The following is a 26,370-nucleotide window of genomic DNA, read 5'->3' on the forward strand; positions in this document are numbered from 1 at the left end:
CCAAATATAATTAAAATTGTTGACCTATTATAAAATGTGTTTCCCATCCGTTTTTGATTGTAGTCCCTTGAGGCGCATCAAAACCATGTCCGAAATCTATTCCTAATAAACCAAAAGCAGGCATAAATACCCTTAATCCTAATCCTGCAGAACGTTGTATTACAAATGGATTATATGTTTTAAAATTACTATATGACCCTGCTCCTTCTACAAATGTAAGGGCATAAATTGAAGCTGATTGTTTCAATGTAATTGGATATCTTAATTCTAATGAAAACTTATTATAAATAGGATCTCCATTATTTCCATTTACAGATAAACTTCCATTATTTTTGTATCCTCTTACTTGAATGTTTTCATTACTAGTCATATAATTACCCCCTAAACCATCTCCACCCACAACAAATCTTTCAAAAGGAACAATACCTCTTCCTTGATTGTATGCTCCTAAATAACCGAATTCTCCAAGTGTACGTAATACTAATTTACCGTAAATTTTTGTAAACCATTCTGCTTTAAACTTAATTTTATAATATTCTAACCAATTAAATTTTTTCTGATCTACCTTGGCTCTATCAACAGCAGCTAATCTATAATCAACAACTTTATTACCATTAACATCTATATAATCACCTATTTGAACTATGTTACCGTTACCATCTAATGAATTTGAACGGTCAACAGTATTTTTTAGTTTATATTCTTCCTGATTTTCTAAATCTCCATAATTAAATCCGCTAAATGATGAATAAGGTAACGTAAATTTTCCAGTAAGACTAAACTCTGAACCATAGGTTGGGAAAATCGGATTTGTACCTTTATTGTTTCTACTTAACCCTATCGTGTAAGCTAAATTTCTTGAAGCTCCATTTCCAAAAGTAAATAAGGCACTATTAAAATTATTTAAATCATAATGCTGATAACTTATAGAATGTGACAACACGAAGAAATCGTCTGGAACTTGCAATCTTTTTGCAATACCTACTGATACCGAAAAGATATTCATATATTTCGACTTATCTGCTTTATAAGATGAACTGTAGCCAAATTGCTTAGTGTAAGCTATTGACGTTGAAAAACTTATAGGTTTTTTTCCTCCAAACCATGGTTCTGAAAATGAAAAACTATAGGTTTGAAAATTTGTACTTCCTTGTAAACGCAATGCTAATTTTTGTCCGTCTCCCATAGGCAATGGATGGTAAGCTTCTTTTTTGAAAATATTTTTTATAGAAAAATTATTAAATGAAAGACCTAATGTTCCTATAAATCCACCACCACCATAACCTCCTTGTAATTCTATTTGGCTAGCTCCTTTTTCTACTAAATTATATTTAATATCAACCGTTCCTGCTGCTGCATCTACATTTTCGAAATCTGGTTTTATTGCTTCAGCATCAAAAAATCCCAATTGTCCTATTTCACGAATAGTTCTAATTAAAGTTTCTTTGCTATATATGTCTCCAGGTTTAGTTCTCAATTCACGATAAATAACCTTATCATTTGTTTTGTCATTACCTACAACAGATATCTTATTAAAATAAGCGAGAGGTCCTTCTATTACACGAATTTCCATGTCTATAATATTGTTTGCTGTACCAACTTCAACAGGGTTTATTGTAGAGAAAAGATAACCATTATTTTGATAGAGATTCGTTAAATCATCTCCATCTGGCTTAGATTTGTCTGCAATTCTTTGCTCTAAAAGCACACCATTGTATACATCTCCTTTTTTAATACCAAGAGATCTGCTTAAAAGTTGATCACTATAAACCGTGTTTCCTAAAAATTTAATATCTCCAAAATAATACTTATTACCTTCTTCGATATTTAAAGTTATTGCTATTTTATTTTTCTCTTTATCAAAAACTACAGAATCTGACACAATTCTTGCATCACGATAACCATTTTCTTTGTATTTATCTACAATTGAAGTTAAGTCTTCTTTGTATTTGTCTTTAATATATTTTGACGATTTAAAGATATGAAGCACACTTTGTTGTTTTGTGTTTTTCATTGCACCACGAATTTTTGAATCCGTAAATTGCGTGTTACCGTTTATAGTTATTTTAGAAACTTTAACTTTAGAACCTTTATCTACATTTACAACCATATTTACATGGTTTATAGTTGCTGTATCTTCGGTAGTTACAATATTTACTTTTGTATTATAATAACCTTCTTTTTTATATTTATTTTCAATATAATTTTTAGTGGTTGTGATAAGGTTTTCGTTAACTATTTTCTCAGATGTTAGTTCCGTATCTTTAGTTATGGCTTCTAGTTTCCCTTTTTTGATCCCTACAAATTTTACTTCTTTTAGTTTAGGAAGTTCATTAATATTTAGTTCTAACGAAATACTATCTCCTTCTATTTTGTCTACATAAAAATTAACATCGTTATAAAGACCTAGTTTCCATAGCTTTTTTATCGAATTGCTAATTTCTTCCCCTGGAATTGTAATAGATTGCCCTTTTTCAAGACCAGCAAAAGTCACAATAGTTTGTTCATTATAAGTGATTTTCCCTGTAACGCTTACTTTTTTTAATATATAGGTTTTACCTTGATCAAAAGGAACACGATCTTGTGCATTAACTTTTACCGCGCTAACTAAAACTAAAAATAACAATACTAATTTTGTATTGTTTACTGTATTAAATAAATTATTTAATTTGTTCACTTGTTTTTCCAAATCTACGTTCTCTTTTTTGATAGCTAATAATGGCTTCATATAAATTTTCTTCACTAAAATCTGGCCACAACACATCTGTAAAATAAAATTCTGCGTAAGCTATTTGCCAAAGCAAGAAATTACTAATGCGGTGTTCACCACTTGTTCTTATTACTAAATCTACGTCGGGTAGATTGTGCGTGTAAAGATGCTTATTTAATATTGAATCGTCAATAGAATCTATTGAAATTATATTATTTTTAACTTTATCACTAATTTTTTTAACAGCATTTATGATTTCTTCTCTTGATCCGTAACTCAATGCTAAAGTCAGGGTCATTCTGGTATTGTTTTTTGTTTTCTCAATTACTTCTATTAGTTCTTTTTGAACAGATTTCGGCAAATTCTCAAGATTTCCTATAGAGTTTAATTTGATGTTGTTTTTTACTAGAGTAGCTAATTCTTTTTTCAGAGAATTAATTAGTAACTTCATTAATAAATCTACTTCTAGTTTTGGTCTATTCCAATTTTCGGTTGAAAAAGCATATAATGTAAGGTTTTCTATTCCTAGTTTTGCACAAGCTTCTACCGTTATTTTTACAGATTTTGTTCCATTTTCATGACCAATAGCGCGCAACATTCCTTGTTTTTTTGCCCACCGACCATTACCATCCATAATGATGGCTAAATGTTTAGGAAGATTGTCGGTATTTATAGAAGTTAGCAAGCTCATTTTTATTTGTCGTTACAATAACAAGGTTTATTTCCAAAAGTATAGGTTAGTGTAAGTCCAGTAAAAACATACCAATCTTTACTATTTATATTACCAAATTTTAAATTTTGTAAATTTCCGTTTTTAGGCAAACTTCCGTCAATATCGTCTGAAAATGTATATCTCGCTCCGGCTTCAATTCCCAAAACAAAGCTATCAGCAATGTGCATTTTTAAACCACCAATAATAGGTAATGCAATTCCTCCTGAATTACCATTTGAAACATATTTGTTGTTTGCGACATATAAATCATCGGAAGTAAAATAACTTAAACCAGTATATAAATAGGGTGTTGATATAAATCCAGATTTGTGCAAGTTGAAATCGAACCAGTTAAACTCAAATCCAGCAGAAAATTCAGTAATTGTATTTTCGAAAGTGAAATTTCTTTCTTTGCGAGAGTTTATATCAGATTTTGCATCTACCCCTTTTAGTTTAGATTGTGTTACTGAGAATCGCCAAGAATATCTCGGATTTTTATTCCACTTATACAATATTCCAAAGGCTGGCATATTCGGCGCGATATATTGAGTACTTCCTACATCTCCTATAAAATTACTTCCTCCAGCAAAAATACCAATCTCATGTATTTGTGCATTAGCCATCTGAAACAGAAGAAATATCGTTAAAATGTAAGTCGTTTTTCTCATTTATTTTTAATAAGGGTGCAAATATACTAATTCTGAACACTTAACAAAGTGAAATTTGTTATCCAGAGCAAATAATTAATAGTTTTTTATGATGTAAAAACGAAAAATAAAGAGTTGTAGTATTTGTAGGTAAGATTAATTTCGTTTGTCTTCGCCCCAAAGTAGTTTGTTTCGTAATGTTTTCAAGAAAGTTTCCTCAGGAATTTCAACCATATTGATTTTAAAAGGCGTTTTTTTGATCGTTAAAATCGCTTCATTTTTTACCGATGCAATTCTAGAATCTAGCGAAACCAAGTAATTTTCTTCACGACCAGAAACTTTAAGTTTTATTTCGGTATTATCCGGAATCACAAGCGGCCTGGCGTTTAAGTTATGTGGAGCAATGGGTGTTATAACCAAACCGTTTGCTTCGGGGGTAAGAATAGGTCCGCCGCAACTCATCGAATAACCCGTAGAACCTGTTGGTGTTGAGATAATTAACCCATCAGCCCAGTAAGAATTTAAGTATTCTCCGTTCAAATAAGTTTCAATAGTAATCATCGAAGTGGTATCTTTTCTGCTTACGGTAATTTCGTTCATCGCAAAATTCAACTCTTTTATTTCTTCAACTTTACTGGAACATTTTAAACTTAATAAAGTACGTTTAGAAATAGTATACTTTTTTTCGAGAACCATTTGCAGAAAAATTTCAATATTTTCTTGCTGAACAGTAGCTAGAAATCCTAATCTTCCCGCATTAATCCCTAAAATTGGAATTCCTGAATTCCTTACCAATGTCGTGGCTCTCAAAAAAGTTCCGTCACCACCAACGCTAATGAGCATATCAAAACTTTTGTCTAAATCTTTGTGAGAACTAAATTTTTCATAAGTGTTTGTAATCGATTTGTTTTCGACTAAAATAGCAGCAAATTTCTCTTCGATAATAACTTCAACTTTATTTTGATTCAAAAAAGCAAACAATCGTTCGATAATTGGCGAAGTAGAATTCTGATAAAATTGTCCAAAAACAGCTATTTTCATTTTTAATGTTGGTTTGATTATTTGTGGGTTTAGTTATTCGGATAAAAAATAACCGAATAAACAAATCCACGAATATCTATATATTAAGGTATTTGTCTAAATATTCCGAGCGCTCTTTTAAGTTGTTTATGTAATTATCTTCTTGATGATCAGAAATAATTCCATATTCGTAACGACGAAACGTTTGAATAATTTCGTTCATTCCGCCAGTGGCAATTTTAATCGTTATTTGTATTTTTCCATTGGTTGAATCCGAAACAAACAAACCTAAAATTCGACCATTATTTCCTTCTATAATTTGTGAAATCTGACTAAAAGAATATTCAGTAATATTTTTTTCGATAACAATAATACCTCCAGATTCTTTTAAAAAAGGCGTTTCGTTAAAAAAACGAATCACATCTACAATTTCATAATATCCTAAATACTTATTATTCTCATCGAGAACTGGCAAAACAGTCGTTTGGTTTTTAGCAAAATCTTCTAATACATCTAACCAAATCGAATCGTTTTTCGTAAAAAAACCTTCGAGCGTATATTTATAATCGATGATTTTTTTATTAAAATCGAAAGTTTCTACATCTTCACTAGACAAATTTCCAATAAACACACCTTCATCCATAATCGGAAAATGCGAAAACGGTGCTTCTACAAAAAAATCCTGCGCAACAGCAACAGTTTCGTGAATGTCGAGCGGTTTGTAATCGTTATTAATATAGTCTGATAAAATATTCATTGTGGTATAAATCTACTGCAAAATAATTAAAAAATAAGTTACTATGCTTGTTTTAGTTTGTATTTTTGTGATTTACAAATACAAATTAAGTTTATAATGACTCAAAATCAATGCAAGTTAAGTGTAAATATTAATAAAATTGCCACTTTACGAAATTCTCGTGGCGGAAATGTACCTGATTTACTAAAAGTCGCTGCCGATATTCAGAAATTTGGCGCACAAGGAATCACAATACATCCGCGTCCCGACGAAAGACATATTCGTTACCAAGACGCACGAGATTTGAAACCAATCGTTTATACCGAATACAATATAGAAGGAAATCCGTTAGAACTTTCGTTTATCAATTTAGTGCTAGAAACAAAACCAAAGCAAGTGACTTTGGTTCCTGATGCTAATAGTAATTTAACTTCAAATGCGGGTTGGAACACGATTAAAAACAAAGATTTCCTGACCGAAATTACACAAGAATTTCAACGCAATAATATTCGAGTTTCCATATTTGTAGATCCCGTTCTCGAAATGATTGAAGGAGCAAAAATTACAGGAACTGACAGAATCGAATTATATACCGAAGCTTTTGCTCACCAATACGGTTTGGGAAATAAAAACGCTATCGAACCTTATACAAAAGCGGCTATTTTAGCCAATGAACTCGGCATTGGCATTAATGCTGGACATGATTTGAGTTTAGATAACATTCATTTTTTTAATCAAAATATTCCAAATTTGATGGAAGTTTCTATAGGTCACGCTCTTATTTCTGAATCATTATATTTAGGTTTGGATAATGTGGTGAATATGTATTTGCAAAAATTAAAATAGAAAAGAAATTAGGGTATTGTGTGTTTTTAAAGTTTGAGAATGTTATAATGGAATAAAGATTGTACAACATCCAAAACCGCATAAATAAACTTTAAACAATGGTGAAAATAATAAGAAACTTATTTAACTTACACGAAGGGGAAGCTGGAAAAAAAAAGACATTAGAAGTTGTAAAAGATAATATTTCATTTACAGGGTCTAATTTGTGGATTTTGGTTTGCGCAATTATGGTTGCATCAGTTGGTTTGAATGTAAATTCTACAGCAGTAGTTATTGGAGCAATGTTAATTTCTCCGTTAATGGGACCAATTGTTGGCGCTGGTTTTGCCTTAGGAGTTTATGATTTTATACTTTTAAAAAAATCTCTAAAAAATCTACTTATTGCAACAATTACAAGTTTATTTGTCGCAACAGTCTATTTTTATTTAAGCCCGTTTAAAGAAATACAATCTGAATTATTAGCAAGAACTTCTCCAAATATTTATGATGTTTTAATCGCTTTTTTTGGAGGTTTGGCAGGTGTTATTGCCATAACAAGAGTAGAAAAAGGAAATCCAATTCCTGGCGTAGCCATCGCCACAGCATTAATGCCACCACTTTGCACAGCTGGTTATGGATTAGCGATTGGCAATTATAAATTCTTTTTTGGTGCTTTGTTTCTGTATTGTATTAACTGTGTTTTTATTTGTATTGCTACTTTTAGTATTGTAAAATATTTGAATTATCCAGCATCAACACAAATTGATATTAAAAATCAAAAACAAGTAAAATATGGCATAACTGTAATTGTTTTATTAATGCTTTTACCGAGTTCATTTTTTGCCTATCGTTTGTTTAAAGAACAGCAATTTAAACAAAATGCCAATCTTTTTATCGAAAAAGAGTTTGTAGAAAATGGCAACACGCTAATTTATAAAAAAATAAATTACAACAACAATCCAAAAATAATTGAATTGGCTTTTTTGAGAAAAAATTACTCTGAAGATGAAATAAAAAAATTAACCAATAAACTAAATACGTTTGATCTACAAAACACTAAACTCTTAATAAAACAAAACGCAACAGATAATCTAGAAGCACTTAAAAAAGATATTCTAAACGAAGTAAATAAAAATGGAAGTTTTGAAATCGAAAAAGACCAACGAATTGTAACATTGGAGCAAAAATTGATTGAAAACACTTTTGATAACAAACAATTATTTTCTGAAATTAAAACTATTTTCCCAAATATAAATTCTATTTCGCTTTCAAATCAAAACATTACAACTGTAGATACGACAGTTGTAATGACCACTTTATTTTATGATTCCAAACCAAAATTATCTGAAAAAGATAAAGAAAAATTAAAAAATTGGATGCAAAAAAAATACAACCTTAAAAAAATTGAACTAACCATAAAAGACTAATGAATATATACCTTGCACTAATAATTTTAATTTGCCTTTCTGCAAGTTTTGCTTTTATCAATCAAAAATATTTAAAACTTCCTTTTGTTATTGGTTTGTTCTTGATTTCAACTATATTATCAATACTGGTTTTAAGTTCAAAAATATGGCTCAAATTACCTTTTACGGAAATAAAACTATTAATTCAAAATGCACATATTGATAAAATTATCTTAGACATTCTTTTAGGATTTTTACTTTTTGCAGGTGCAATGCATACGGATTGGAATAAGATAAAAACACATATAAAATCGATCGCGATTTTTGCCTTTTTTGGCGTTTTATTATCAACTATCATTATTGCGGGTTTATTTCTTGTTCTTTCACAGATGTTAAACCTACAAATCGATTTTATTTATTGTTTGCTTTTCGGCGCATTAATATCACCAACAGATCCTATAGCAGTTATAGGAATACTAACAAAAGCTAATGTTCCTAAAAAAACAGAAATTAAAATTGTTGGGGAAAGTTTGTTTAATGATGGCGTTGGCGTGGTTGTTTTTGTAGCACTTTTAGACACTTTACATACTGGTAGTTTTAGTTTATCTCATTTTGGAATTTTATTTTTGCAAGAAGCTATAGGGGGAGTAATAATAGGCTTGATATTAGGTTATTTTTTACATCTACTTTTAAAATCTATCGACCACTACGAAACTGAAGTATTATTGACACTTGCCTTTGTTATGGGTGGTTATTCAATGAGTAATTATATACATATTTCCGGCGCACTCGCAATGGTGGTAATGGGGCTTATGGTTGGTAATTTTAGACAAGAAATAGCAATGAGCGACATCACACAAGAATATGTTCATAAATTTTGGGAGTTAATCGACGTAATACTTAATGCTATTTTATTCATTTTAATTGCTTTTGTACTTTTAGTAATAGATTTCAAAACAAGTTATATCATTTTGGGTTTGTTTTCTGTTTTTATTGTTTTGCTATCAAGAGTATTTATTGTTTACTTTCCACATTTATTTTTTCCAAAATTATTAAACCTTGAAAGCAAAGAAGCAAAAATAATTACTTGGGGCGGACTTCGAGGTGGACTTTCTTTAGCTTTAGTTTTATCATTGCCCGAAAGTGAAACAAAAAACATCCTTTTGATAGCTACTTATTTCTGTGTCCTTTTTAGTATTTTAGTTCAAGGATTAACAATAGAAAAACTCGCAAAGACTAAATAAACATTTTCCGAGATTTTTAAGTTTATATAAATTCAAACTTATGTTTCGCAGAATTTTTTTAATTTAATAGAAAGTATTAAATTACAGGATTCACTTCAAATAATTACAAAAAAAACTTCTAAAATATTATGTTACACTCAAAAATAGAAGGCGAAGGCAAGCCACTCCTTATTCTTCACGGATTTTTAGGCATGTCAGACAATTGGAAAACACTCACAACAAAATATGCCGAGCAAGGATTTCAAGTGCACGCATTAGATTTGCGAAACCACGGAAAATCGTTCCATTCCGACGATTTTAGTTACGAAATCATGGCGCAAGACGTGGTCGATTATTGCGCCTTTCATCAGCTAACTTCCGTTGATGTCATAGGACATTCAATGGGCGGAAAAGTAGTCATGTTGCTTGCTACGACTTATCCAGAATTAGTAAATAAACTAATCGTTGCAGATATTGGACCTAAGTTTTATCCTATACATCATCAAACTATTTTAGCCGCATTGAATGCAGTCGATTTTTCAAAAAAACCATCACGCTCGGATGTTGAAGCCATAATTTCTGAATACATTTCAGACTTTGGCACCCGACAATTTTTGCTTAAAAACTTGTATTGGTCAGCGCTAGGGCAATTGGCTTTCCGTTTCAATTTAGAAGTTTTCAATCAGAAAATCGAAGAAATAGGAAAAGCATTACCTTTTCATAATATATTTGAAAAAGAAACCTTATTTTTACGTGGAGACAAATCAGATTATATTTTAGATTCGGATTTCGAAACAATATTGCATCATTTTCCAAAAGGGGAAATAGAAACTATTTCGAACGCAGGACATTGGCTTCATGCCGAAAATCCTCTTGAATTTTTTGAAAAAACGGTGCGGTTTTTAGAGAAATAATTTTCAAACTTAAAATTTATACATAATGAAAAGGTTTATTTTTATATTTTTTATTACTATAAACTATAACATAAATGCACAAATGAACTCTGGAAGAACTTGGTTTAAAAATAAAAATTATACATTATTAGAAATTGTAAAATACAAAAGTATTTCTAATCATAAAATTGAAGCTTCTATTTCTGTTAATGACACAATAGCTATTAATGAAATAATTGAAAGAATTGAAAATATACCTACAAATGGAGATATGATGATAAGTTTTGGTCCAAATACTGAACATATAGAGCTTACATTTTACAAAGAGGAAGATTGTCAAAAAATAGAAATCTACAACCACCGATTTAAAACACCATCTACTGGATTTAATTCCGATAAAAACGAAACAGAATCAACATTATATAAAGATATTATCAATTTATTATCATCAAATCTAAACAAATAAAAACATTATGAAACTACTTTTTCGTTTACTTATCACAACCCTTATTGTTATAGCACTCTCCTATTTTATGGGCGGAGTTCAGGTTGACAACATCACAACAGCTATCAAAGTGGCGGTTGTTCTAGCATTACTAAACACGTTTTTGAAACCCGTTTTAGTGTTTTTTACTTTTCCAATCACAGTGGTTACTTTAGGATTATTCCTATTGGTTATCAATGCTGCGATTGTTTTATTATGCGATCATTGGTTAGACGGATTTAACATAAGTTCGTTCTTAACCGCATTAATCTTTAGTATTTTACTATCTATTTCGCAATCTATTTTATACAAATTCATAAATGACGATAAATAGCAAAATTCGATAAGTTAAAAATTTGTTGGGTGGCAGAAATTTTGTAATTTTGCCACCCAATTTTATTATGTAAATTAAAGAGAAGATGGATATTAGAAGAATAGCAATAAACGCTGTAACCGAAATTATCGAAATTACAGTAATGCCTACAGATTATAAAGGTCAAGTAGCAAAACGTATCAACGAAAAAATGCCTCTAGCAACTGTAAAAGGTTTTCGTAAAGGTGCTGTGCCAAAAGATTTAGTAGAAAAACAATACGGACGCGCCATAAAACAAGAAGAAGTTAAGAAAGTTGTAGATCTTGCTTTAGAAAGATTCATCACTGCCGAAAGATTAGCATTACTAGGAACTCCATTAGAAATAGAAAAAGAAATTTTTAACTGGGAAGTAGAAGAACTAACTTTTCAATACGAAATAGGATTAGCTCCTTTCTTTACTTTAGATCTTGACGCAAAAACTGATGTAGTAAAATATATTGTTACTGCTGATGATAAATTAATCGACGGACAAGTAACACGCATCCAAAAACAATTTGGAAAAGCAATTCCTCAAGACATCGTTTCAGAAAAAACGGAAGTTTCAGGAACTTTTACAAACGAAGAAAAAGGAATAAACAATCCTATTACTATTTCTTTAGATATTTTTAAAGACAAAAAAACGGCAGCTAAATTTATCGGGAAAAAATCTGGTGATGTTGTTACTGTAAATACAAAAGGTTTATTTGAAGACGATCATCAATTAATGGATTTCCTAAAAGTAAACCATGATGACGTACATGGATTAGAAGTTGATGTAAACTTTACCATCGAAAACATTAACGAAACTGAACCAGCAGAACTGAACCAAGAGTTATTTGACAAACTTTTTGGCGAAGGAAAAGTAGCTTCATTAGCAGACTTGAAAGCAAAAATAAAAGAAGATGCTGAATCTCAATTTGAAGAGCAAGCACAGCAAAAACTAACAGATGACGTGGTTAATGCATTAATCGAAAACACAAAATTCGATTTACCAGAAGCATTCTTAAAAAAATGGTTGCAAACTGTAGGTGAGAAAAAATTATCTCCAGCAGAAGCAGAAGCGGAATATTACCGTTCAGAAAAAGGATTGCGTTTTCAAATGATTGAAGGTCGTGCTTTGGCTCAAAGTGATATCAAAATTAATTTTGAAGATTTAAAATCTTTTACCTCAAAATCAATCCGTCAGCAAATGGCACAGTTCGGACAAACAAATCCAACAGACCAAGAAGTAGAAGGAATTGTAGCAAGAGTTTTATCTAACCAAGAAGAAGTAAAAAGATTGTCTGAGCAAGTAACAAAAGACAAACTTTTACAAATGTTGGTTGAAAAAGCAAATCCTACTACAAAAGAAGTTACTTATGAACAATTCGTTGCGGCAATGTACGGCGAATAAATAATAAAATAATTAGTATATTTGAGCGTCTGAATAATATAATTCAGACGCTTATTTTTTTAAAATTTCTAAATTTTAAAAAAGTAATGAGACAGTTTGTCACATAAAATAAAAGGTACGAACTTTGCTTTAAAATAAAAAAACTATAAGTTTTAGTTCTGCGACTTTAAACTTTTAAATACATAAACTTTTAAACTAAAATTTAAATGAACTACGGAAAAGAATTTAAAAAATTTGCAACAAAGCACCAAGGTGTAAACGCAATGTATTATGATAAAATAGTGGGTGCAATGACACCAACAAACATGACACCCTATATTATAGAAGAACGCCAGTTGAATATTTCTCAACTAGATGTTTTTTCTAGATTAATGATGGATAGAATTATATTCCTAGGAACAGGAATCGATGATCAAATAGCAAACATCGTACAAGCACAATTACTTTTCTTAGAAAGTGCCGATGCTAGTAAAGACATTCAAATTTACCTAAATTCTCCAGGCGGAAGCGTTTATGCAGGATTAGGAATTTATGATACCATGCAATATATCAAACCAGATGTAGCAACAATTTGCACAGGAATGGCAGCTTCTATGGGAGCAGTTTTGTTGTGTGCTGGAGCAGCTGGAAAACGTTCAGCTTTACCACATTCTCGAGTAATGATTCACCAACCATCAGGCGGAGCACAAGGCGTTGCGACTGACATGGAGATTAACTTACGTGAAATGTTGAAACTAAAAGATGAATTATATAACATTATATCACACCATTCAGGACAAACTTTCGATAAAGTACATAAAGATTCTGAACGTGATTATTGGATGATTGCCGACGAAGCAAAAGAATATGGAATGATTGATGAAGTGTTGAGAAGAAGTTAAATTAGATAACAGATTTCAGATTTCAGTTGGCAGTTTTGAAATCTGAAATCTAAAATCTAAAATCTAAAAAGATGGCAAAAGAAAAATTAGAATGTTCTTTCTGTGGAAGGAAAAAACCAGAAACCAATTTGTTAATTGCTGGAATCGATTCACATATATGCGACAAATGCATCGAGCAAGCACACGGAATTGTTCTGGAAGAATTAAAAACAAGTGGGGTTTCACGTCAAGCTTCCGATTTAGTTTTACAAAAACCAAAACAAATCAGAGCTTTTCTAGACCAGTATGTTATTGGTCAAGACCAAACAAAAAAAGTAATGTCTGTGGCAGTTTACAACCATTACAAACGATTAATGCAACAAAATGATCATGACGAAGTAGAGATTGAAAAATCTAACATCATCATGGTAGGACAAACCGGGACAGGAAAAACATTAGTAGCAAAAACCATTGCAAAAATGCTTGACGTTCCTTTAGCAATTGTCGATGCAACCGTTTTGACAGAAGCGGGTTATGTAGGAGAAGATGTAGAAAGTATTTTGACTCGTCTTTTGCAAGCTGCCGATTATGATGTAACTAAAGCTGAAAGAGGTATTGTGTTTATAGATGAAATAGATAAAATTGCTCGCAAAAGTGACAATCCATCTATAACTCGTGATGTTTCGGGCGAAGGTGTGCAACAAGCATTATTAAAACTTTTGGAAGGAACCGTTGTAAATGTACCGCCAAAAGGAGGTCGTAAACATCCAGACCAGAAATTTGTTGAAGTAAATACTCAAGATATTTTATTTATTGCTGGTGGCGCTTTTGATGGTATTGAAAGAATAATTTCAAAAAGATTAAACCGTCAAGCAGTTGGTTACAGTACTTCAAAAAATGTTGACAATATAGACAAAGACAATTTGTTGCAATATATTATTCCAAAAGACATTAAAGATTTTGGTTTAATTCCAGAAATAATTGGTCGTTTGCCAGTATTGACGCACATGGATCCTTTAGACAGAGAAACCTTACGTGCTATTTTGACACAACCTAAAAATGCTTTAATCAAACAATATCAAAAATTATTTATGATGGATGATGTTGAATTTAACATTACCGATGAAGCACTAGACTTTATTGTCGATAAAGCATTAGAATATAAGTTAGGAGCTCGTGGATTGCGTTCGCTATGTGAAGCAATACTAACTGATGCGATGTACGAATTACCAAGTTCAGATGACAAAACGCTGAATATAGATAAGGAATACGCCCATCATACTTTGACTAAAAATTTATTGAAGCGATTGGAAATTGCTTCTTAGATTTTCATGAAAATATCAGTTATAAAAACAGGCAAATTAACCTTTGCCTGTTTTTTTTATGAATATTTTACAACACACTTAAACTATAAATACTATTTTTGTAAGATAGCGCAGTAAGTTTTTTACTTTGAAGCTTTTAGAATTAAATTCAAATAATATGAAAAAGAAAATCTTTATAGGAATTGGTGTTTTTTTATTAGTGATTATAGCTTCTTTAGCTGCAATTCCTATATTTTTTAAAGACCAAATTAAAGCTAAAATCGAAAAAAGCATTAATGAAAACATAGATGCTAAAGTAACATTTGCAGATGCCAGTTTGAGTTTATTTAAAAGTTTCCCGCAAGCCAATGTTGGAATTCAAAAACTAATTGTAATAAATAAAGCGCCTTTTGCTGGAGACACATTAGTAGCATTTGAAGAATTGAACTTGCAAATGTCTATCGGAGAATTATTCAATAGTGATGACGAACCTATGACACTAAAAGCCATTTCTGTTAAAAATGGAAAAGCAAACATACTTTTCAATAAAGATGGTGTCGGGAATTTTGATATAGCAATCAAAGACAATAAAAAGCAAGAAACCGAAAAAAGCAAACCGTTTGCTATGAATATTCAGAATTATAAAGTAGAAAACTTTAAATTCAAATACTACGACGAACGTTCTAAAATTAAAATGGTAATTAGCGAACTAAACCATGAAGGAAAAGGTAATTTTGCATCACAAGTTTTAGATTTAGACACTAAATCGACTGCGAAAATTTCATTAGACATGGACAAAATGAACTATATGAAAAACGTTGCTATTTCTCTCGATGCAGTCCTTGGAATAGATTTAGAAAAAAGTAAATATACCTTCAAAGACAATACGGCAAAAATTAACGAATTACCATTAGAGTTTAATGGATTTATTCAATTACTAGAAGACGGCCAAGGTTATGATTTAACTTTTAAAACCCCAACATCTTCATTCAAAAATTTCTTAGGACTTGTACCTGCCGCCTATGCAGGAGATTTGAATACCGTAAAAACCTCAGGAGACTTTTCAATAGTAGGTTTTGCAAAAGGAAAACTTACAGATACAACTGTCCCAAAATTCAATATCGCTATTGCATCAAATAATGCCTCGTTTCAATATCCTGATTTACCAAAATCAGTACAAAATATCATTATTGACACTAAAATCATCAACGAAACTGGGTTAATGAACGACACTTATGTAAACCTAGACAAATTATCGTTTAGAATAGATCAAGACGTTTTTAATGCAAAAGCTAATATCCGAAATGTAGCCACAAATGCTTTAGTTGATGCCTCATTAAAAGGAACTATCAATTTAGCCAATGTAACCAAAGCCTATCCTGTAAAGCTAGACAAACCACTTTCTGGAATTCTAAAAGCTGATGTGACAACAAAATTCGATATGCAATCAGTTGAGAAAAGCCAATATGAAAAAATTCAGAATGCTGGAAATATTATTTTAACTGGTTTCAATTATGCTGGTCCAGAAATGGCAAAACCTGTACAAATAAAACAAGCAGTAATTGCTTTTAATCCAAACCAAATTCGCTTGAACCAATTGGATATGAAAACAGGGAATTCAGACATTCAACTAACAGGAACATTAGACAATTTTTACGGATTTGTCTTTAGAAATCAAATCTTGAAAGGAAATTTTAACATGAATTCAAACCAGTTTTTAGTATCTGATTTTATGGCACCCACTCCTGTATCAACAAAAAACACTTCAGAATCAAGCTCCACTTCCGAAACAAAAACAAAAAAAGAAGCTGTAAAAATTCCAGCCTTTTTAGATTGTACAATAACTGCAAAAGCAAATACTGTTGTTTATGACAATCTAACACTAAAAGCAGTTTCAGGAAAAATGATCATTCGAGACGAAGCAGTAACCTTACAGAATTTAACAACCAATATTTTTGACGGTCAAATTGGACTAAACGGATTGGTTTCGACAAAAGGAAAAGTACCTACTTTTAATATGAATTTAGATTTAAGCAAAGTAGACATTGCTAAAACATTTACCCAGTTAGATATGTTAAAAAAAATCGCACCAATTGCTGGTGTAATTAATGGAAAAATAAATTCAACTATCAAATTATCTGGAAATCTTGATGCGGTAGAAATGACCCCTGATTTAAAAACCATAACTGGTGATTTATTAGGACAATTATTATCGACTACTATTAATCCTAATAACTCTCAAATGTTATCGGCTTTAGGTTCACAAGTGAAATTTTTAGATGTTAGCAAGCTAAACTTAAACGATATTAAAGCTGCTATTTCGTTCAAAGATGGAAAAGTCAACGTTAAACCTTTCAAAATAAAATACCAAGATATTAATGCTGAAATTGGTGGTTCTCATGGTTTTGACCAAAGTATGAATTATAACATTAAAATGGATGTTCCCGCTAAATATTTAGGTGCAGAAGTAAATAAATTACTAGCAAAACTTACTCCTTCTGATGCTGCTAAAATAGAAAATATTCCTATAACTGCTTTAATGACTGGAAATTTCACAAACCCAAAAGTGAGCACAGATATGAAGCAAGCTTCAACAAATCTAGCAACTCAAATTGTAAAATTACAGAAAGACAAACTAATTAATCAAGGAACTTCAGCATTGGGTAACTTATTAGGTGGCGGAAAAAAAGACCCTGCCGATACTACAAAAACAAAGGATCCTAAAAAAGACGAAATTAAAAATGCAGCTGGAAGCTTGTTAAATGGCTTATTTGGAAAGAAGAAAAAACCATAAATAGTATTTTCTAAAAATTAAATTTATTATACATGTATAGTTTCTTTCTTTTAAGGAGATAATTTAAATTATCTCCTTAAAAGAAAGAAACTATTATTTAGAAGATTTTCATTTGTTTTTTAATTCATTTTTACAAATAAATCCCAAACTACAATTCCCGCACTCACAGAAATATTTAACGAATGTTTGGTTCCCAATTGTGGGATTTCAATAGTTCCATCACATAGTTTTATGGCTTCTTGATTTACACCAAAAACCTCATTTCCAAAAATTAAAGCATATTTTTTATTAGTTTCTACTTTAAAATCATTAAGAAAAATCGAATTCTCCACTTGCTCAATGGCAAAAACGGAAACATCTTCTTTTTTTAGATTATTAATAAGCTCCAAAACGTTGTCATAGTATTCCCAGGCTACAGTTTCTGTTGCTCCAAGTGCTGTTTTATGTATTTCTTTATTAGGTGGCTTTGCAGTAATACCACACAAGTATATTTTTTCAATTAGGAAAGCATCGGCAGTTCTAAATACGGAACCTATATTATGCAAACTTCTAATATCATCCAGAATTATAATTATAGGTGTTTTTGTAGCTTCTTTAAAATCTGAAATCGATTTTCGGTCTAATTCGCTATTTTCTAATTTTCGCATGATGTTTTTTATAAAAAAAGCTTCCTAAATATTTAGGAAGCTTTAATAATAATATTTTTTAACTATTAGCTTTTTACAGGCTCAGCCGTTCCTGCTGCTGGAGCTGGAGTTGCGTCTGGTAAAACTGTACCTTTAATAGTTAAAATTTTTGAAGGCATTCCTTCAGCATTTGAAGTTACTGTCACAGTTTTTGTAAAAGGCCCTACTCTATCTGTAGCATATTTCACACCAATAATTCCTTTTGCACCTGGAGCAATTGGCTCTTTAGGTGTAGTTGGAACTGTACAACCACATGATCCTTGAGTATTTGAAATAATAAGTGGTTTATTACCATTATTTGTGAATACAAATTGACGATTTGGCTCTGCATTGTGTGCAATTGTTCCATAATCGATTGTTTCACTTTCAAAAACCATTCCAGCACCTTCTACTTGTGGAAGTGCTGCTTTAGCACCTTTTTTAGCTTTTTTTACTTTTTTAGTTACTTCCATTTTTGCTTTAGTAGCAACTTCTTGAGCACTAACAGTATTTGCTCCAAAAAAAGCAACAGCTGATAAAATAAATATAATTTTTTTCATTTTAAATTTTAATTATTGTTTAACATAGCAAATGTAAAAATAAAATCGAATTGCGATACTTTTTTTTTCCAAAATTGTTGTTAAATTATTTAGTTATTTATTTAATCAAAATAAGTAAATTCGTCGCCTACTAATTAAACCACAAAGTTTTGTCTGCAAAAGAGAAAGAAATCAAGGAAACACCATTAATGAAGCAATATAACGAGATAAAAAGGAAATATCCTGATGCTTGTTTATTATTTCGGGTAGGCGATTTTTACGAAACTTTTGGCGAAGATGCTGTTCGTGCGTCAAAAATACTTGGAATAACACTGACAAAACGTGGTGCAGGTTCACCTACTGAAACCGCACTTGCAGGATTCCCACATCATTCTATCAATACTTATTTGCCTAAATTAGTCAAAGCGGGACTTCGTGTTGCTATTTGCGACCAGCTGGAAGACCCTAAAATGACCAAAACCATTGTAAAACGAGGTGTAACAGAGTTAGTCACTCCTGGGGTTTCTATGAATGATGAAGTTTTAAACTCTAAGACGAACAATTTTTTGGCTTCTATTTATTTTGGTAAAAAAATAATTGGCGTTTCGTTTCTTGATGTTTCTACTGGAGAATTCCTTACTTCCGAAGGGAACGAAGAATATATAGACAAATTGTTGCAAAACTTTAGCCCAAGCGAAATTTTAGTTCCCAAACAAAATAAAGGTGATTTTAAAGAAAAATTCGGGGATAATTTTCATGCTTTTTATCTCGAAGATTGGGTTTATAAAGAAGATTATGCAACCGAAATTTTAATAAATCATTTTCAAACCAATTCCCTAAAAGGTTTTGGTATAGAAGAATTACCTAATGGAATCATTGCTTCTGGCGCTATTTTGTATTATTTATCGGAAACACAACACAATAGAATTCAACACATCACATCGATACATCGTATTGCCGAAGATGCTTACGTTTGGATGGATAGATTCACAATCAGAAACCTAGAGTTGTACCATAGTTACAATCCTAATGCGGTGACTTTACTCGATATTATCGATAAAACGCTCTCGCCAATGGGAGGACGAATGCTCAAGCGATGGTTAGCACTTCCGCTAAAAGATGCTAATAAAATAAAATCTCGTCATGAAGTGGTCGCCTATTTTAACGAAAATCAAGAAATGCTACAAAAGGTTCAAAATCAGATTAAACAAATTTCCGATTTAGAACGATTAATTTCTAAAGTAGCCGCTGGCAGAATTAGTCCAAGAGAGATTATTTATCTAAAAGAATCCTTAGATGCTATCATTCCTATCAAAGAATTGGCATTACAAAGCCCACAAGAAGCGGTAAAAGTGATTGGTGATAGTTTGCATAGTTGCGATTTGTTAAGAGAAAAAATAAAAACAACACTAAACCAAGAAGCGCCTGTTGCCATAAGTAAAGGAAATGCCATTGCGTCTGGTATTAATACCGAATTAGACGAATTACGAGGAATTTCAACTTTAGGAAAAGAATATCTAGAAGGAATTGAAAAACGAGAATCTGAAAAAACTGGTATTTCGTCACTTAAAATTTCTTTCAATAATGTTTTTGGTTATTATATTGAAGTGAGGAACACACACAAAGACAAAGTTCCAACGGAATGGATTCGTAAGCAAACACTTGTAAATGCGGAACGATATATTACCGAAGAACTGAAAGAATATGAAACTAAAATTTTAGGCGCCGAAGAAAAAATTCAGCAAATAGAAAATCAATTGTTTGAACAATTGGTGAGTTGGATTGCTACTTATATCAAACCAGTTCAATTGAATGCAAATTTAATAGCACAACTAGATTGTTTAATTTCGTTTACACAATTGGCTATTGATAATAAATATATTTGCCCAGAAATAAACGATTCTTTTGCTTTAGATATAAAAAACGGACGCCATCCTGTTATCGAAAAACAGTTGCCAATAGGTGTTCCGTATATTGCAAATGATGTCTATTTAGACAGAGAAACACAGCAATTAATCATGATTACGGGTCCAAATATGTCTGGTAAATCGGCTATTTTGAGACAAACCGCACTTATCGTATTGTTAGCACAAATGGGAAGTTTTGTTCCTGCCGAAAGCGTACAGATGGGAATTGTAGATAAGATTTTCACTCGAGTTGGAGCCAGCGATAATATTTCGATGGGAGAATCTACCTTTATGGTCGAGATGAATGAAACCGCTTCTATTTTGAATAATATTTCTGACAGAAGTTTGGTTTTACTGGATGAAATAGGTCGTGGGACCAGTACTTACGATGGTGTTTCTATCGCTTGGGCTATTGCCGAATTTTTACACGAAAACCCAGCGCAACCCAAAACGTTGTTTGCCACACATTATCATGAATTGAATGAAATGAGCGAATCGTTGCCACGAATTCAAAATTATAATGTTTCTGTAAAAGAATTAAAAGACAGTGTTTTGTTTATTCGCAAATTAGTAAAAGGCGGAAGCGCACACAGTTTTGGTATTCATGTTGCGAAAATGGCTGGAATGCCACAAATAGTTTTACAAAAAGCTGAAAAGATTTTAAAAAAATTAGAAAAAAATCATTCAGCCGAAGCATTAAACGGAATAAAAGCGAATAAAGACGACATGCAATTGAGTATTTTCAATCTCGATGATCCGCTTTTAGAAGAAATTAAAGAAGAAATACTTAATTTAGACATTAACACGCTAACACCAGTCGAGGCTTTAATGAAGTTGAATGAGATAAAACGAATGTTAAGCAAAAAATAAAACCTCTAAAACAAGGATTTTCAGAGCGTTATAAAAAAGTATTTTTTTTTATTAAAAAACCCTTGTATAATTGAATTAATGTATTAAATTTGCCCTCGCATTACAATAATGTATTGCTGTTCTTTTTAAAATTTGAAAACGCGAAAATAGCTCAGCTGGTAGAGCGCGACCTTGCCAAGGTCGAGGTCGCGGGTTCGAGCCCCGTTTTTCGCTCAATACCATACAAAAATTATATTAATTTTTGAAAAATAAACTGCTTGGGTGGTGAAATTGGTAGACACGCTGGACTTAAAATCCAGTGACTGTAATGGTCGTACGGGTTCAAGTCCCGTCCCGAGTACAAAAGCTTCAAACTATGTTTGGAGCTTTTTTTTATTTCTATAACTCAGATTTCTTTACATTAACAGCTTTTTTCATAGATCAAGTCTAAAAGTTGTGGAAAGTAAAAATCCCTTTTTCCAGTCAAACTAAGATTGTAACTGCATAACTTATCCTTATCTTTGTAGAAATTTTTATTATAATGTTTCAACTAGGCAAAACCATCGTATCGGAAGATATTCTTCAAAAAGAATTTGTATGCAACTTATCAGCTTGTAAAGGCGCTTGTTGTGTCGATGGAGATGCAGGCGCTCCACTATTAGAAGACGAAGTTAGAATCCTAGAAGAAATATATCCGAAAGTAAAACCGTTTCTTCGTAAAGAAGGAATTGCTGCTATCGAAGCACTAGGAACATCGGTTATTGGAACAGATGGAACACTAGAAACCACATTAATAGACAATAAAGATTGTGCGTATGTTATTTTCGATGGTAAAACCGCACTTTGTGGTATTGAGCAAGCTTACAATCAAGGAATAATCGATTGGAAAAAACCAGTTTCTTGTCATTTGTATCCAATTCGTGTCAAAGATTTCACCGAATTTGCGGCCGTAAATTATGACAAATGGGACATTTGCTCTCCAGCTTGCTCATTAGGAAAAGAACTTGAAGTTCCAGTTTACAAATTCGTAAAAGAAGCACTAGTTCGTCGCTTTGGCGAAAACTGGTATGCCGAGCTCGAGAAAGTTGCTGAGGAGCTAAAAAACGAATAATTTTTAGTTTTTAGCACTAAAATAAAATCCCTTACTTTACAATACTTTATCTTTTTTTACGTTTTTAAACAATTGATTTATAGTTATTTAATAATTTCAGAGAAAGCGTTCGCAAAACCATACTTTGTTAAAAACTCAAGGCAATTGTGAATAACTATCTCTTTCATTTATAGATTCAAATTCCAATCTTTGTAAACCCCAATCGTTACAAAAATCATTTTTATAATACAATAAAAACCAGTTAACTATGTCTTTCGTAGAACCAATTTTACAAGAAAACAAAAATCGTTTTGTTATTTTTCCGATAAAACACCACGATATTTGGGAATGGTACAAAAAAATGGAAGCCAGTTTCTGGACTGCCGAAGAAATTGACTTGTCTCAAGATTTAAACGATTGGAATAATAAATTATCTGATGACGAGCGATACTTTGTAAAACATATTTTAGCTTTTTTCGCAGCTTCTGATGGGATTGTAAATGAAAATTTAGCAGAAAACTTCGTCAATGAAGTGCAATATGCTGAAGCAAAATTCTTTTATGGCTTTCAAATCATGATGGAAAATATTCATTCTGAAACCTATTCCCTTTTAATTGACACTTATGTAAAAGATGAAGCTGAAAAGGACGAACTATTTAATGCCTTAGAAGTTTTTCCAGCCATCAAGAAAAAAGCAGATTGGGCTTTGAAATGGATTGAATCTGATTCATTTGCTGAAAGATTGATTGCTTTTGCAGCGGTGGAAGGCATCTTTTTTTCAGGTGCATTTTGTTCTATTTATTGGTTAAAAAAACGTGGATTAATGCCCGGTTTAACCTTCTCTAACGAATTAATTTCTCGTGACGAAGGTGTTCATTGCGATTTTGCAGTGCATTTGCACAACCACCATTTGGTAAACAAAGTGCCAAAAGAAAGAATTAGAAGTATTATTGTTGACGCGCTAAATATAGAAAGAGAATTTATTACAGAATCATTGCCTGTTTCATTAATTGGTATGAATGCGGTACTAATGACACAATATTTAGAATTCGTTGCCGATAGATTGTTAGTAGAATTAGGTTGCGATAGAGAATATAATACGACAAATCCTTTCGATTTTATGGATATGATTTCGTTGCAAGGAAAAACGAATTTCTTCGAGAAGAAAGTAGCTGAATATCAAAAAGCAGGAGTGATGAATACCGATTCTGAAGCGCAAAAAATTAGTTTTGATGCTGATTTTTAAATAAAAAACACAACCAACCAAAATAAAAACCCGAAATTTTCAGTAAAGCCCCCAAGTCTGAAAACTAGTTTAGCCCCAATAGCAGTGGAAATCCTTTTTCTCGTTAGTTCGAGTTTCTCGCTTTTTTTTGCTAGGAGTATCGAGAAAAAAAGAAAAAGATTGAAACGTCCCGATAGCTACCGGTAAGCGGGAATAGCTCCTGAAAAAACCTGAAAGGGTTGAATAAAAAAAGATTACAAATAACCCGAAACTGCAAAGGGATTTGCTTTTTCACAAAACAAACAAATTATGTACGTAGTAAAAAGAGATGGGCACAAAGAGCCTGTAATGTTCGACAAAATCACAGAAAGAATTAAAAAACTGTGTTATGGATTGAATGATTTAGTAGATGCTGTAAAAGTAGCTATGAGAGTAATTGAGGGGCTTTACGATGGTGTTTCGACATCAGAATTAGATAATTTAGCAGCAGAAACTGCGGCTTCTATGACCATTGCGCATCCAGATTATGCACAACTAGCAGCGAGAATTGCAATTTCGAATTTACACTCTAATACGAACAAATCTTTCTCGGAAACGATGAACGAAATGTATCATTACGTGAATCCTAGAAATGGGCAAGAAGCACCACTTTTGTCAGAAGAAGTACATAATGTTATCCAAGAAAATGCTGAATTTTTAAATTCACACATTATATATACAAGAGATTTTAATTACGATTATTTTGGTTTCAAAACACTAGAACGTTCTTATTTGCTAAAAATAAACGGGAAAATTGTAGAACGTCCGCAACACATGTTAATGCGTGTTTCGGTAGGAATTCATTTAAATGATTTAAAATCTGTAATAGAAACTTACGACTTAATGTCTAAAAAGTTTTTCACACATGCTACTCCAACCTTATTTAATGCAGGAACACCAAAACCACAAATGTCATCTTGTTTCCTTTTGGCAATGCAAGACGATAGTATCGATGGGATTTACGACACGCTGAAACAAACAGCAAAAATCTCACAATCGGCTGGAGGAATCGGATTATCCATTCACAATGTTCGTGCAACAGGTTCTTATATTCGTGGAACAAACGGAACATCAAACGGAATTGTTCCGATGTTACGTGTTTTTAATGATACGGCTCGTTACGTAGATCAAGGTGGTGGAAAACGCAAAGGAAGTTTTGCCATTTATATTGAAACTTGGCATGCTGATATTTTTGACTTTTTGGATTTAAAAAAGAATACAGGTAAAGAAGAAATGCGTGCGAGAGATTTATTTTTTGCGATGTGGACTTCAGATTTATTCATGAAACGTGTCGAAGAAAATGGCAACTGGACTTTAATGTGTCCTAATGAATGTCCAGGTTTGTATGATGTGCACGGAGAAGAATTCGAGAAAATGTACACTGATTACGAGAAAGCTGGAAAAGGAAGAAAAACCATCAAAGCACACGAATTGTGGGAGAAAATTCTAGAATCTCAAATTGAAACTGGAACACCATATATGTTGTATAAAGATGCAGCAAATAGAAAATCGAATCAAAAAAATCTAGGGACCATACGTTCGTCGAATTTGTGTACCGAGATTATGGAATATACTTCGAAAGATGAAATTGCAGTTTGTAATCTAGCATCACTTTCGTTGCCAATGTTTGTCGAAAATGGAAAATTTAATCACGATTTATTGTTTACCGTAACCAAACGAGTAACAAGAAACTTAAATAAAGTTATCGATAGAAATTATTATCCAGTAATAGAAGGAGAAAACTCTAACAAACGCCACCGTCCAATTGGTTTGGGAGTACAAGGTTTGGCAGATGCTTTTATCTTGTTGCGTTTACCGTTTACAAGCGATGAAGCAAAAAAATTGAATCAAGAAATTTTCGAAACTTTATATTTTGCAGCCGTAACCGCATCGATGGAAATGGCAATTGAGGAAGGGTCGTATTCTTCTTTTGCAGGTTCGCCAATCTCCCAAGGAGAATTTCAATACAATCTATGGGGATTAAAAGACGAAGAACTTTCTGGTCGTTGGGATTGGGCCAATTTACGTAAAGAAGTAATGAAAAACGGAGTGAGAAATTCCCTTTTGGTTGCGCCAATGCCAACCGCATCAACTTCACAAATTTTAGGTAATAACGAAGCGTTCGAACCATATACTTCAAACATTTATACACGTCGTGTTTTATCCGGAGAATTTATCGTGGTAAACAAACATTTACTCGAAGATTTAGTAAAATTAGGCTTGTGGACAGAAGATTTGAAACAACAATTAATGCGTGAAAATGGTTCTGTTCAAAACCTTGATATTCCGCAAGATTTGAAAGACTTGTACAAAACAGTTTGGGAAATGTCTATGAAAGATATTATCGATATGTCACGTCACAGAGGGTATTTTGTAGATCAATCGCAATCGTTAAACTTGTTTATGCAAGATGCTAATTACTCGAAACTAACATCGATGCATTTTTATGCTTGGAAATCAGGTTTAAAAACTGGAATGTATTATTTGAGAACAAAAGCTGCGGTCGATGCGATTAAATTCACCTTAAATAACGACAAAAAAGCCGAGCCAATTGCTGCTATCGAAGTAAAAGAGCAACCAGTTTTAGCTGAACTCGAAGTACAAACAACAGCAATGACTAACGAAGAATACCGAGCCATGATTGAACTAGCAAAAAATGCTGGTCCAGAAGATTGTGAAATGTGTGGGTCATAATTA

General features: G+C 32.0%; 21 protein-coding genes and 2 tRNA genes. 16 read left to right on the top strand and 7 right to left on the bottom strand.

Annotation, left to right across the window (positions count from 1 at the left end; translation table 11 throughout):
• Positions 1-10: 10 nt before the first annotated feature.
• The 5 genes from bamA to ABI549_RS03425 form a co-directional block, all read right to left on the bottom strand.
• A complete protein-coding gene (gene bamA, locus ABI549_RS03405; protein ID WP_348075049.1) occupies positions 11-2,728 on the bottom strand; it encodes an outer membrane protein assembly factor BamA in 2,718 nt (905 codons plus the stop codon).
• Complete coding sequence (locus ABI549_RS03410; RefSeq protein WP_348075050.1) at positions 2,661-3,401, bottom strand: isoprenyl transferase; 741 nt, start codon at positions 3,399-3,401, stop codon at positions 2,661-2,663. Before ABI549_RS03410 ends, bamA begins: the two co-directional genes overlap by 68 nt.
• 2 nt (positions 3,402-3,403) lie before the next feature.
• Positions 3,404-4,090, bottom strand: coding sequence for a DUF6089 family protein (locus ABI549_RS03415; RefSeq protein WP_348075051.1), 687 nt, complete (start codon positions 4,088-4,090; stop codon positions 3,404-3,406).
• 135 nt (positions 4,091-4,225) lie between these two features.
• On the bottom strand, positions 4,226-5,110 hold the full coding sequence (locus ABI549_RS03420) for an NAD kinase (protein WP_348075052.1): 885 nt from the start codon (positions 5,108-5,110) through the stop codon (positions 4,226-4,228).
• 76 nt (positions 5,111-5,186) lie between these two features.
• On the bottom strand, positions 5,187-5,846 hold the full coding sequence (locus ABI549_RS03425) for a CBS domain-containing protein (protein WP_348075053.1): 660 nt from the start codon (positions 5,844-5,846) through the stop codon (positions 5,187-5,189).
• A 96-nt stretch (positions 5,847-5,942) separates the two neighbouring features.
• Here ABI549_RS03425 and ABI549_RS03430 point away from each other — a divergent pair, with 96 nt between their 5' ends.
• The 10 genes from ABI549_RS03430 to ABI549_RS03475 all read left to right on the top strand — a co-directional run bounded on the left by ABI549_RS03430 (position 5,943) and on the right by ABI549_RS03475 (position 17,359).
• Positions 5,943-6,671, top strand: a complete 729-nt coding sequence (locus ABI549_RS03430; RefSeq protein WP_348075054.1) for a pyridoxine 5'-phosphate synthase — start codon at positions 5,943-5,945, stop codon at positions 6,669-6,671.
• A 98-nt stretch (positions 6,672-6,769) separates the two neighbouring features.
• Positions 6,770-8,077, top strand: coding sequence for a TIGR00341 family protein (locus tag ABI549_RS03435; protein WP_348075055.1), 1,308 nt, complete (start codon positions 6,770-6,772; stop codon positions 8,075-8,077).
• Positions 8,077-9,300: a sodium:proton antiporter gene (locus ABI549_RS03440; RefSeq protein WP_348075056.1), complete on the top strand. Its 1,224-nt coding sequence runs from the start codon at positions 8,077-8,079 to the stop codon at positions 9,298-9,300. The genes ABI549_RS03435 and ABI549_RS03440 overlap by 1 nt, the downstream gene beginning before the upstream one ends.
• A 128-nt stretch (positions 9,301-9,428) precedes the next feature.
• Positions 9,429-10,193: an alpha/beta fold hydrolase gene (locus ABI549_RS03445; RefSeq protein ID WP_348075057.1), complete on the top strand. Its 765-nt coding sequence runs from the start codon at positions 9,429-9,431 to the stop codon at positions 10,191-10,193.
• A 25-nt stretch (positions 10,194-10,218) separates the two neighbouring features.
• Positions 10,219-10,638 carry a hypothetical protein gene (locus ABI549_RS03450; protein WP_348075058.1) on the top strand — a complete coding sequence of 140 codons (420 nt, stop codon included), beginning with the start codon at positions 10,219-10,221 and terminating at the stop codon, positions 10,636-10,638.
• 7 nt (positions 10,639-10,645) lie between these two features.
• Complete coding sequence (locus ABI549_RS03455; RefSeq protein WP_348075059.1) at positions 10,646-10,990, top strand: phage holin family protein; 345 nt, start codon at positions 10,646-10,648, stop codon at positions 10,988-10,990.
• 85 nt (positions 10,991-11,075) lie between these two features.
• A complete protein-coding gene (locus ABI549_RS03460; RefSeq protein WP_348075060.1) occupies positions 11,076-12,401 on the top strand; it encodes a trigger factor in 1,326 nt (441 codons plus the stop codon).
• Between the two features lie 206 nt (positions 12,402-12,607).
• On the top strand, positions 12,608-13,282 hold the full coding sequence (gene clpP / locus ABI549_RS03465) for an ATP-dependent Clp endopeptidase proteolytic subunit ClpP (protein WP_348075061.1): 675 nt from the start codon (positions 12,608-12,610) through the stop codon (positions 13,280-13,282).
• A 71-nt stretch (positions 13,283-13,353) separates the two neighbouring features.
• Positions 13,354-14,586, top strand: a complete 1,233-nt coding sequence (gene clpX / locus ABI549_RS03470; RefSeq protein ID WP_348075062.1) for an ATP-dependent Clp protease ATP-binding subunit ClpX — start codon at positions 13,354-13,356, stop codon at positions 14,584-14,586.
• A 157-nt stretch (positions 14,587-14,743) separates the two neighbouring features.
• A complete protein-coding gene (locus tag ABI549_RS03475; RefSeq protein WP_348075063.1) occupies positions 14,744-17,359 on the top strand; it encodes an AsmA-like C-terminal region-containing protein in 2,616 nt (871 codons plus the stop codon).
• A 119-nt stretch (positions 17,360-17,478) separates the two neighbouring features.
• Here ABI549_RS03475 and ABI549_RS03480 read toward each other — a convergent pair whose 3' ends face one another.
• Positions 17,479-18,006, bottom strand: a complete 528-nt coding sequence (locus ABI549_RS03480; RefSeq protein WP_348075064.1) for an RNA methyltransferase — start codon at positions 18,004-18,006, stop codon at positions 17,479-17,481.
• Positions 18,007-18,071: 65 nt separating this feature from the next.
• Complete coding sequence (locus tag ABI549_RS03485) at positions 18,072-18,584, bottom strand: DUF1573 domain-containing protein (RefSeq protein ID WP_348075065.1); 513 nt, start codon at positions 18,582-18,584, stop codon at positions 18,072-18,074.
• Positions 18,585-18,733: 149 nt separating this feature from the next.
• On the opposite strand from ABI549_RS03485, the gene mutS reads away from it, so the two are divergent.
• The 6 genes from mutS (at position 18,734) to ABI549_RS03515 (ending at position 26,367) form a co-directional block, all read left to right on the top strand.
• Positions 18,734-21,340, top strand: coding sequence for a DNA mismatch repair protein MutS (mutS, locus tag ABI549_RS03490; protein WP_348075066.1), 2,607 nt, complete (start codon positions 18,734-18,736; stop codon positions 21,338-21,340).
• A gap of 140 nt (positions 21,341-21,480) precedes the next feature.
• Positions 21,481-21,553, top strand: a tRNA-Gly gene (locus ABI549_RS03495).
• A 42-nt stretch (positions 21,554-21,595) separates the two neighbouring features.
• Positions 21,596-21,680: transfer RNA gene (locus tag ABI549_RS03500), tRNA-Leu, on the top strand.
• Positions 21,681-21,860: 180 nt separating this feature from the next.
• Entirely contained in the window at positions 21,861-22,430 is a 570-nt protein-coding gene (locus ABI549_RS03505; protein ID WP_348075067.1) for a DUF3109 family protein, read from the top strand.
• A gap of 247 nt (positions 22,431-22,677) precedes the next feature.
• On the top strand, positions 22,678-23,655 hold the full coding sequence (locus tag ABI549_RS03510; RefSeq protein ID WP_348075068.1) for a ribonucleotide-diphosphate reductase subunit beta: 978 nt from the start codon (positions 22,678-22,680) through the stop codon (positions 23,653-23,655).
• Between the two features lie 288 nt (positions 23,656-23,943).
• Positions 23,944-26,367, top strand: a complete 2,424-nt coding sequence (locus tag ABI549_RS03515; RefSeq protein WP_348075069.1) for a ribonucleoside-diphosphate reductase subunit alpha — start codon at positions 23,944-23,946, stop codon at positions 26,365-26,367.
• Positions 26,368-26,370 lie beyond the last annotated feature (3 nt).

The sequence above is a fragment of the Flavobacterium sp. genome (assembly GCF_039932285.1).
In the GTDB taxonomy this organism is placed as follows: domain Bacteria; phylum Bacteroidota; class Bacteroidia; order Flavobacteriales; family Flavobacteriaceae; genus Flavobacterium.

What these genes read in the sequence shown, in the direction of transcription:
- ABI549_RS03455 (WP_348075059.1), top strand. Translation starts at nt 10,646, where the DNA reads ATGAAACTACTTTTTCGTTTACTTATCACAACCCTTATTGTTATAGCA.
- ABI549_RS03445 (WP_348075057.1), top strand. Translation starts at nt 9,429, where the DNA reads ATGTTACACTCAAAAATAGAAGGCGAAGGCAAGCCACTCCTTATTCTT.
- ABI549_RS03435 (WP_348075055.1), top strand. Translation starts at nt 6,770, where the DNA reads ATGGTGAAAATAATAAGAAACTTATTTAACTTACACGAAGGGGAAGCT.
- ABI549_RS03510 (WP_348075068.1), top strand. Translation starts at nt 22,678, where the DNA reads ATGTCTTTCGTAGAACCAATTTTACAAGAAAACAAAAATCGTTTTGTT.
- ABI549_RS03515 (WP_348075069.1), top strand. Translation starts at nt 23,944, where the DNA reads ATGTACGTAGTAAAAAGAGATGGGCACAAAGAGCCTGTAATGTTCGAC.
- ABI549_RS03475 (WP_348075063.1), top strand. Translation starts at nt 14,744, where the DNA reads ATGAAAAAGAAAATCTTTATAGGAATTGGTGTTTTTTTATTAGTGATT.
- bamA (WP_348075049.1), bottom strand. Translation starts at nt 2,728, where the DNA reads ATGAAGCCATTATTAGCTATCAAAAAAGAGAACGTAGATTTGGAAAAA.
- ABI549_RS03420 (WP_348075052.1), bottom strand. Translation starts at nt 5,110, where the DNA reads ATGAAAATAGCTGTTTTTGGACAATTTTATCAGAATTCTACTTCGCCA.
- ABI549_RS03485 (WP_348075065.1), bottom strand. Translation starts at nt 18,584, where the DNA reads ATGAAAAAAATTATATTTATTTTATCAGCTGTTGCTTTTTTTGGAGCA.
- ABI549_RS03450 (WP_348075058.1), top strand. Translation starts at nt 10,219, where the DNA reads ATGAAAAGGTTTATTTTTATATTTTTTATTACTATAAACTATAACATA.
- ABI549_RS03430 (WP_348075054.1), top strand. Translation starts at nt 5,943, where the DNA reads ATGACTCAAAATCAATGCAAGTTAAGTGTAAATATTAATAAAATTGCC.
- ABI549_RS03425 (WP_348075053.1), bottom strand. Translation starts at nt 5,846, where the DNA reads ATGAATATTTTATCAGACTATATTAATAACGATTACAAACCGCTCGAC.
- ABI549_RS03460 (WP_348075060.1), top strand. Translation starts at nt 11,076, where the DNA reads ATGGATATTAGAAGAATAGCAATAAACGCTGTAACCGAAATTATCGAA.
- clpP (WP_348075061.1), top strand. Translation starts at nt 12,608, where the DNA reads ATGAACTACGGAAAAGAATTTAAAAAATTTGCAACAAAGCACCAAGGT.
- ABI549_RS03440 (WP_348075056.1), top strand. Translation starts at nt 8,077, where the DNA reads ATGAATATATACCTTGCACTAATAATTTTAATTTGCCTTTCTGCAAGT.
- ABI549_RS03505 (WP_348075067.1), top strand. Translation starts at nt 21,861, where the DNA reads ATGTTTCAACTAGGCAAAACCATCGTATCGGAAGATATTCTTCAAAAA.
- ABI549_RS03410 (WP_348075050.1), bottom strand. Translation starts at nt 3,401, where the DNA reads ATGAGCTTGCTAACTTCTATAAATACCGACAATCTTCCTAAACATTTA.
- ABI549_RS03415 (WP_348075051.1), bottom strand. Translation starts at nt 4,090, where the DNA reads ATGAGAAAAACGACTTACATTTTAACGATATTTCTTCTGTTTCAGATG.
- clpX (WP_348075062.1), top strand. Translation starts at nt 13,354, where the DNA reads ATGGCAAAAGAAAAATTAGAATGTTCTTTCTGTGGAAGGAAAAAACCA.
- ABI549_RS03480 (WP_348075064.1), bottom strand. Translation starts at nt 18,006, where the DNA reads ATGCGAAAATTAGAAAATAGCGAATTAGACCGAAAATCGATTTCAGAT.